This is a genomic window from Kitasatospora sp. NPDC024654 (genome assembly GCF_055559155.1).
Window position 1 is genome coordinate 124,293 of the sequence record NZ_JBVHLF010000015.1, and the last position, 7,024, is coordinate 131,316.

The 7,024-nt window shown below is 73.1% G+C and carries 7 protein-coding genes; all 7 read left to right on the plus strand.

The window, feature by feature from the left end; all coding sequences use genetic code 11:
• Positions 1 to 5: 5 nt before the first annotated feature.
• The 7 genes from cysC (at position 6) to ACZ38L_RS12555 (ending at position 6,811) form a co-directional block, all read left to right on the plus strand.
• On the plus strand, positions 6 to 596 hold the full coding sequence (gene cysC / locus ACZ38L_RS12525) for an adenylyl-sulfate kinase (protein WP_465691996.1): 591 nt from the start codon (positions 6 to 8) through the stop codon (positions 594 to 596).
• Positions 593 to 1,519, plus strand: coding sequence for a sulfate adenylyltransferase subunit CysD (gene cysD / locus ACZ38L_RS12530; RefSeq protein ID WP_465691998.1), 927 nt, complete (start codon positions 593 to 595; stop codon positions 1,517 to 1,519). Before cysC ends, cysD begins: the two co-directional genes overlap by 4 nt.
• Position 1,520: 1 nt before the next feature.
• Positions 1,521 to 2,834, plus strand: a complete 1,314-nt coding sequence (locus tag ACZ38L_RS12535) for a sulfate adenylyltransferase subunit 1 (RefSeq protein WP_465692000.1) — start codon at positions 1,521 to 1,523, stop codon at positions 2,832 to 2,834.
• A gap of 198 nt (positions 2,835 to 3,032) precedes the next feature.
• Entirely contained in the window at positions 3,033 to 4,175 is a 1,143-nt protein-coding gene (locus tag ACZ38L_RS12540) for an aliphatic sulfonate ABC transporter substrate-binding protein (RefSeq protein WP_465692002.1), read from the plus strand.
• Between the two features lie 172 nt (positions 4,176 to 4,347).
• The gene (locus ACZ38L_RS12545) at positions 4,348 to 5,151 is read left to right on the plus strand and encodes an ABC transporter ATP-binding protein (RefSeq protein WP_465692004.1); all 804 of its coding nucleotides are present in this window, start codon (positions 4,348 to 4,350) and stop codon (positions 5,149 to 5,151) included.
• Positions 5,138 to 6,031, plus strand: coding sequence for an ABC transporter permease (locus tag ACZ38L_RS12550; RefSeq protein WP_465692006.1), 894 nt, complete (start codon positions 5,138 to 5,140; stop codon positions 6,029 to 6,031). Before ACZ38L_RS12545 ends, ACZ38L_RS12550 begins: the two co-directional genes overlap by 14 nt.
• Before the next feature lie 12 nt (positions 6,032 to 6,043).
• Complete coding sequence (locus ACZ38L_RS12555; RefSeq protein WP_465692008.1) at positions 6,044 to 6,811, plus strand: sirohydrochlorin chelatase; 768 nt, start codon at positions 6,044 to 6,046, stop codon at positions 6,809 to 6,811.
• The last annotated feature ends 213 nt before the right edge of the window (positions 6,812 to 7,024 follow it).

Genomic DNA, 7,024 nt, shown 5'->3' on the forward strand with positions numbered 1-7,024 from the left:
CTGACGTGACCACAGCCACCACCACCCCGGCCGCCGGGGCTGCCGCGGCGGGCGCCGCCTGCGAGCGCGGCGCCACGGTGTGGCTGACCGGGCTCCCCAGTGCCGGGAAGACCACCCTGGCCTTCGCGCTGGCCGAACGGCTGACCGCCGAGGGCCACCGGGTCGAGGTGCTGGACGGCGACGAGATCCGCGAGTTCCTCTCCAGGGGCCTCGGCTTCTCCCGCGAGGACCGGCACACCAACGTCACCCGGATCGGCTTCGTCGCCGAGAAGTTGGCCTCGAACGGGGTCAAGGTGCTGGCACCGGTGATCGCCCCCTACGCCGACTCGCGGGCCGCCGTGCGCGCCCGGCACGAGGCCGAGGGCACCGACTTCCTGGAGATCCACGTCGCCACCCCGGTCGAGCTCTGCTCCGAGCGCGACGTCAAGGGCCTGTACGCCAAGCAGGCGGCCGGTGAGCTCTCCGGCCTGACCGGGGTCGACGACCCCTACGAGGCCCCGGCCTCCCCCGAGCTGCGCATCCAGACCCAGGGCCGCACGGTGGCCGAGTCCGCCGCCCAACTGCACGCCTTCCTGACCGAGAGGGGCCTCGCGTGACGACCGCGACCGACCGCCTGGTGGCCACCACCGCCCTGTCCCACCTGGACGTCCTCGAAGCCGAGTCGGTGCACGTCTTCCGTGAGGTGGCGGGGGAGTTCGAGCGTCCGGTGATCCTGTTCTCGGGTGGCAAGGACTCCATCGTCATGCTGCACCTGGCGCTCAAGGCGTTCTGGCCCGCGCCGGTGCCGTTCGCGCTGCTGCACGTGGACACCGGGCACAACTTCCCCGAGGTGATCGCCTACCGCGACCGCGTGGTGGCCGAGCACAACCTGCGCCTGCACGTCGCCTCCGTCCAGGAGTTCATCGACGACGGGCGGCTGCGCGAGCGCCCCGACGGCACCCGCAACCCGCTGCAGACCGTCCCGCTGCTGGACGCCATCGAGCGGGGGAAGTTCGACGCGGTCTTCGGCGGCGGCCGTCGCGACGAGGAGAAGGCCCGCGCCAAGGAGCGCGTCTTCTCGCTGCGCGACGAGTTCGGCGCCTGGGACCCGCGCCGCCAGCGCCCCGAACTGTGGTCGCTCTACAACGGCCGCCACGCGGTCGGCGAGCACGTCCGGGTCTTCCCGCTCTCCAACTGGACCGAGCTGGACGTCTGGCAGTACATCGAGCGCGAGTCCATCGAACTGCCCGAGATCTACTACGCCCACGAACGCGAGGTCTTCGCCCGCGACGGCATGTGGCTGACCGCCGGCGACTGGGGCGGCCCCAGGGAGCACGAGACGGTGGAGCGCCGGCTGGTGCGCTACCGCACGGTCGGCGACATGTCCTGCACCGGCGCCGTCGACTCGGACGCCGCCACCATCGAGGCCGTGATCACGGAGATCGCCGCCTCGCGCCTCACCGAGCGAGGTGCGACCCGAGCCGACGACAAGCTCTCCGAAGCCGCCATGGAAGACCGCAAGCGCGAGGGGTACTTCTAACATGACCACCGCAACGACCACCTCCCTGCTGCGGTTCGCCACCGCCGGCTCGGTCGACGACGGCAAGTCCACCCTGGTCGGCCGCCTGCTGCACGACTCCAAGTCGGTGCTGGCCGACCAGTTGGAGGCGGTCGAGCACGCCTCGCGCAGGCGCGGCCAGCAGGCACCGGACCTGGCGCTGCTCACGGACGGCCTGCGGGCCGAGCGCGAGCAGGGCATCACCATCGACGTCGCCTACCGCTACTTCGCCACCCCCAGACGCCGGTTCATCCTCGCCGACACCCCGGGGCACGTGCAGTACACCCGCAACATGGTCACCGGCGCCTCCACCGCCGAACTCGCCGTGGTCCTGGTCGACGCCCGCAACGGCGTCGTCGAACAGACCCGCCGGCACGCCGCCGTCGCCGCCCTGCTGCGGGTCCCACACGTGGTGCTGGCCGTCAATAAGATGGACCTGGTCGACTACGCCGAGCCCGTCTTCGCCGCCATCGCCGCCGAGTTCACCGGCTACGCCGCCTCGCTCGGCGTGCGCGACGTCGTGGCGATCCCGATCTCCGCGCTCGCCGGCGACAACGTCGTCGAGCCCTCCGCCCGGATGGACTGGTACGGCGGCCCGACCCTGCTCGAGCACCTGGAGACCGTGCGGGTCGACACCGACCCCGGCGCCGAGCCCGCCCGGTTCCCGGTCCAGTACGTGATCCGGCCGCAGTCCGGTGACTTCCGCGACTACCGCGGCTACGCGGGCCAGTTGGCCTCCGGCGTGCTGCGCACCGGCGACACCGTCACCGTGCTGCCGGCCGGCCGCACCACGACCGTGGCCGGCATCGACGCGCTCGGCACGCCGACCGACATCGCCCGGGCCCCCCAGTCGGTGACCGTCCGCCTCGCCGACGACATCGACGTCTCCCGCGGTGACCTGCTGGCGGCCGGCCCGACCACCGTCCCCACCAAGGACGTCGTGGCGACCGTCTGCCACCTGCACGAGCGCCCGCTGCGGGCCGGGGACAAGGTGCTGCTCAAGCACACCACCCGGACCGTGCGCGCGCTGGTCAAGGAGATCAGCCACCGGATCGACATCGACACGCTGGAACGGCGCGGCGACGCCGACGAGTTGCACGTCAACGACATCGGCCGGCTGCTGCTGCGCACCGCCGAGCCGCTGGCCCTCGACGACTACGCCGACAACCGCCGGACCGGTTCGTTCCTGCTGATCGACCCGGCCGACGGCACCACCCTCACCGCCGGCATGGCCGGCGAGTCCTTCAACACCGGTGTGGTGGAGGCGACTTCGCCGGACGAGGAGGACTGGGTCTGATGTCCGGCGAGGCGTTCTCCGGCATGGACAAGGAAGGCGGCCGCATCGGCAGCGGCGTCCTCGGCAGCGGCCAGGGCGGCATGACGCGATGTGAGTGCTGACAGGGCTGTTCGACGCCCTGTCGGACAGCGGCCGCCCCGACCGCTGGTCCTGCCTCCGCACCACCTTCCCTCGACCGTTCCAGCAGAGGACACCTCGATGGCTTCCACCCAGGCACCCGTCCATACCCCCTCCCGCCACGGCGCCGGCCGGGCCAGACGCTCCCTCCTCCTCGCCGTCGCCGGGCTGACCACCGTCAGCCTGCTGAGCGCCTGCAGTTACGGTTCGAAGGCCGTCAAGAGCGACGCCGCCCCGGCCGCGGCCACCGGCGCCAAGCTCTCCGCCGACACCGTGAAGATCGGCTACTTCGCCAACCTGACCCATGGCACCGCGCTGGTCGGCGTCCAGGACGGCCTGTTCCAGAAGGAGTTGGGCGGCACCCAGCTCAAGACCCAGATCTTCAACGCCGGTCCGGCGGAGATCGAGGCACTGAACGCCGGCTCCATCGACATCGGCTGGATCGGCCCCTCGCCCGCGATCAACGGCTACGTGCAGTCCCAGGGCCAGTCGTTGAAGATCATCGGCGGCTCGGCCTCCGGCGGGGTCGAGCTGGTGGTCAACCCCAACAAGATCCACAGCCTGGACGACCTCAAGGGCAAGAAGATAGCCACCCCGCAGCTGGGCAACACCCAGGACGTGGCACTGCTCAACTACCTTGCCGGCCAGGGCTTCAAGGAGGACCCGCAGTCCGGCGCCGGCGACGTCGAGGTGGTCCGCACCGACAACAAGGTCACCCCGGACGCCTACGCCTCCGGCGCGATCGACGGCGCCTGGGTGCCCGAGCCGACCGCCTCCCAGCTGGTCGCCAAGGGCGCCAAGGTGCTGCTCGACGAGCGCGACCTGTGGCCGAACAAGCAGTTCGTGGTCACCAACATCATCGTGTCGCAGAAGTTCCTCAAGGCGCACCCGGACGTGGTGGAGGCCGTGCTGCGGGGTTCGGTCGCGACCAACGCCTTCATCAGGGCCAACCCGGAACAGGCCGAGCAGGACGCCAACAAGGCCCTCCAGGCGGCCGGCGGCAACCCGCTGCCGGCCGACGTCCTGGACCCGGCCTGGAGCAGCATCCAGTTCCTGGACGACCCGCTGGCCGACACTCTGCGGACCGAGGCCCAGCACGCGGTGAGCGCCGGGCTGCTCAAGCAACCGGACATCTCCGGGATCTACGACCTGACCCTGCTGAACAAGGTGCTGACGGCGGACGGGCAGCCGACCGTCTCGGCCGACGGGCTCGGCACGTCCTGAGTCCGGCCGGCTGACCGCCAAGTCGCCGTACCGCCGTACCCCGTAGCTCCGGGGTCCACCCCCGCCCCGTCCCGGTCGATGCCCAATCGCGGAACCGGGCGGGGGCGGGCCCCGGCCCCAGAACCCGGCCCCAGCTGCTCGCTCGCCACACTCACGCCAGGAGGTGCCCGCCATGGGCACGGCACTGACCACCTCGCCCGACGCCCCCGCCGGCGAGGCCCGCACCGGCGCACCCGCCGTGCGGCTCTCGCACGTGCACAAGGCCTTCGGCCGCCCGGGCACCGCGACCCCGGTGCTCGACGACATCTCCCTCGACGTGCCCGCGGGCGAGTTCCTCTGCCTGCTCGGCGCCTCCGGCTGCGGCAAGTCCACCCTGCTCAACCTGGTCGCCGGCCTCGACCGGCCGACCTCCGGCAGCATCGAGGTGGCCGGCGGGCGCCCCGCGCTGATGTTCCAGGAACACGCGCTCTTCCCCTGGCTCACCGCCGGCCGCAACATCGAACTGGCCCTGCGGCTCAACGGCGTTCCGCGCGCCGAGCGCCGCGCCGAGGCCGAGCGGCTGCTGGAACTGGTCCGGCTCGGCGGCTCCTACGGCAAGCGGGTGCACGAGCTGTCCGGCGGCATGCGCCAGCGCGTCGCGATGGCCCGGGCACTCGCCCAGGGCAGCAGCGTCCTGCTGATGGACGAGCCGTTCGCCGCCCTCGACGCGATCACCCGCGACGTGCTGCACGACGAGATCACCCGGATCTGGTCCGAGCGCGAACTCACCGTGCTGTTCGTCACCCACAACGTGCGCGAGGCGGTCCGGCTCGCGCAGCGGGTCGTCCTGCTCTCCTCGCGGCCGGGGCGGGTCGCCCGCGAGTGGCGGATCGACCTGCCACAGCCGCGGCGCATCGAGTCCGCCTGCGTCGCGGACCTGTCCGTCGAGATCACCGAAGACCTGCGTGGGGAGATCCGCCGCCATGGCCAGCACTGACACCACCCCGGCGTCCCCCGACACCGATCTCCAGGGACTGGAGGCCGGCCTCGACGCGCTCGACTCCGTCCAGCCGCAGCGCGCCCCGATCGGCGTACTGCTCCGCCAGAAGGCCCTGCCGCCACTCGTCGGCATCGTGCTGGTGCTCGCGGTCTGGCAGATCACCTACAGCCTGCACGTCACCGCCTCCTACAAGCTGCCCAGCCCGCTGGACGTCTGGAACAGCCTGACCGACCTCTGGTACCAGGGCACGCTCTTCTCGATCATCTGGACCAGCGTCTGGCGCGGGGTCGTCGGGTTCCTCGCCGCCGTCGCCATCGGCACGCCGATCGGGCTGCTGGTCGCCCGGGTCAGGCCGGTGCGCACCGCGCTCGGGCCGGTCCTCTCCGGGCTGCAGTCGCTGCCCTCGGTGGCCTGGGTGCCCGCCGCCGTCATCTGGCTGGGCATCAACGACTCGATGATGTACGCCGTCATCCTGCTCGGCGCCGTCCCCTCGATCGCCAACGGGCTGATCTCCGGGATCGACCAGGTACCGCCGCTCTACCTGCGCGCCGGTCGCACCCTCGGCGCCACCGGCCTGCGCGGCGCCCGCCACGTGCTGCTGCCCGCCGCCCTGCCCGGCTACCTGGCCGGACTCAAGCAGGGCTGGGCGTTCTCCTGGCGCTCCCTGATGGCCGCCGAACTCGTCGCCAGCTCACCGGACCTGGGCCTCGGACTCGGCCGCTACCTGGAGAACCAACGGGACTCCTCCAACATGCCCGGCGTGCTGCTCGGCATCATCCTGATCCTCATCGTCGGCGTGGCCATCGATCTCCTCATCTTCACCCCGATCGAGCGCCGGGTGCTGCGCAGCCGGGGTCTGCTCCAGACCGCCCGCTGAGGAAGCCCCCCGATGACTTCCCACCGACCCCACCCGGCCCCCGCGGCACCCGTGCTCCTCCTCATCGCGCACGGGAGCCGCGATCCCCGGCACGCCGCGACCGTCGCGGCCCTGGCCGACCGGGTCCGCCGGCTGCGCCCGGACCTGCGGCCGGCCACCGCCTACCTGGACCACTGCGCACCCCGCGTCCCACAGGTCCTCGCGACCCTCGCCGGCCGACCGGCGGTGGCCGTCCCCCTGCTGCTCAACCGGGCCTTCCACGCCAGGCACGACATCCCCGCCGCCCTCCGCGCCGCCGGAGCCGCCCTCCCGGTCGCGGATGTGCTGGCCCCCTCCCCGCTACTCCTCGAAGCCCTCGACCGCCGCATCGCGGAGGCCCTCGCCCCCGAGGTCATCCCCGCCGACTCCCGGCGCGGCGTCGGCGTGGTGCTCGCCGCGGCGGGTTCCTCGGATCCGACTGCCGACGCGGCCACCCGCGCGCTGGCCGCCCGCTGGGAGCGCACTCGCGGGTGGGGGGCGGTCGAGGTCGCGTACGCTTCGACGTCCGGTCCGCGGGTGGCGGACGCGCTGGCCGCCCTGCGCGCTCGTGGCCTGCGGCGGAACGTGGTGGCTCCGTACCTGCTGGCCCCCGGGTTGCTGCCCGACCGGATCGCCACCGCGGCCGCCGAGGCCGGTGCCGACCTGGTGGCGCCTGTGCTCGGTGCGGCTCCCGAACTGGCGGCGCTCCTCCTCCAGCGCTACGGCGAGGCTGCTCGGCCGGGCACGACCCTCGTCGCCTGACCCGGGCGCCGGGGTGGGCGCCGGGAAGCGAAGGGATCCGCGCGGCCGGCGGCGCAGGACGCCGGTGCGGCGAGGGCGGACCTGCCCGGCGGGCCGTCGGGAGGCGGTCATGCGAAGAAGCAGCGGGGGGGGGGGGGGGGGGGGGGGGGGGGGGGGGGGGGGGGGGGGGGGGGGGGGGGGGGGGGGGGGGGGGGGGGGGGGGGGGGGGGGGGG

Excerpts from the sequence above, each read along its gene's own strand:
- ACZ38L_RS12555 (WP_465692008.1), top strand. The coding sequence starts at position 6,044 with ATGACTTCCCACCGACCCCACCCGGCCCCCGCGGCACCCGTGCTCCTC.
- ACZ38L_RS12545 (WP_465692004.1), top strand. The coding sequence starts at position 4,348 with ATGGGCACGGCACTGACCACCTCGCCCGACGCCCCCGCCGGCGAGGCC.
- ACZ38L_RS12550 (WP_465692006.1), top strand. The coding sequence starts at position 5,138 with ATGGCCAGCACTGACACCACCCCGGCGTCCCCCGACACCGATCTCCAG.
- ACZ38L_RS12535 (WP_465692000.1), top strand. The coding sequence starts at position 1,521 with ATGACCACCGCAACGACCACCTCCCTGCTGCGGTTCGCCACCGCCGGC.
- ACZ38L_RS12540 (WP_465692002.1), top strand. The coding sequence starts at position 3,033 with ATGGCTTCCACCCAGGCACCCGTCCATACCCCCTCCCGCCACGGCGCC.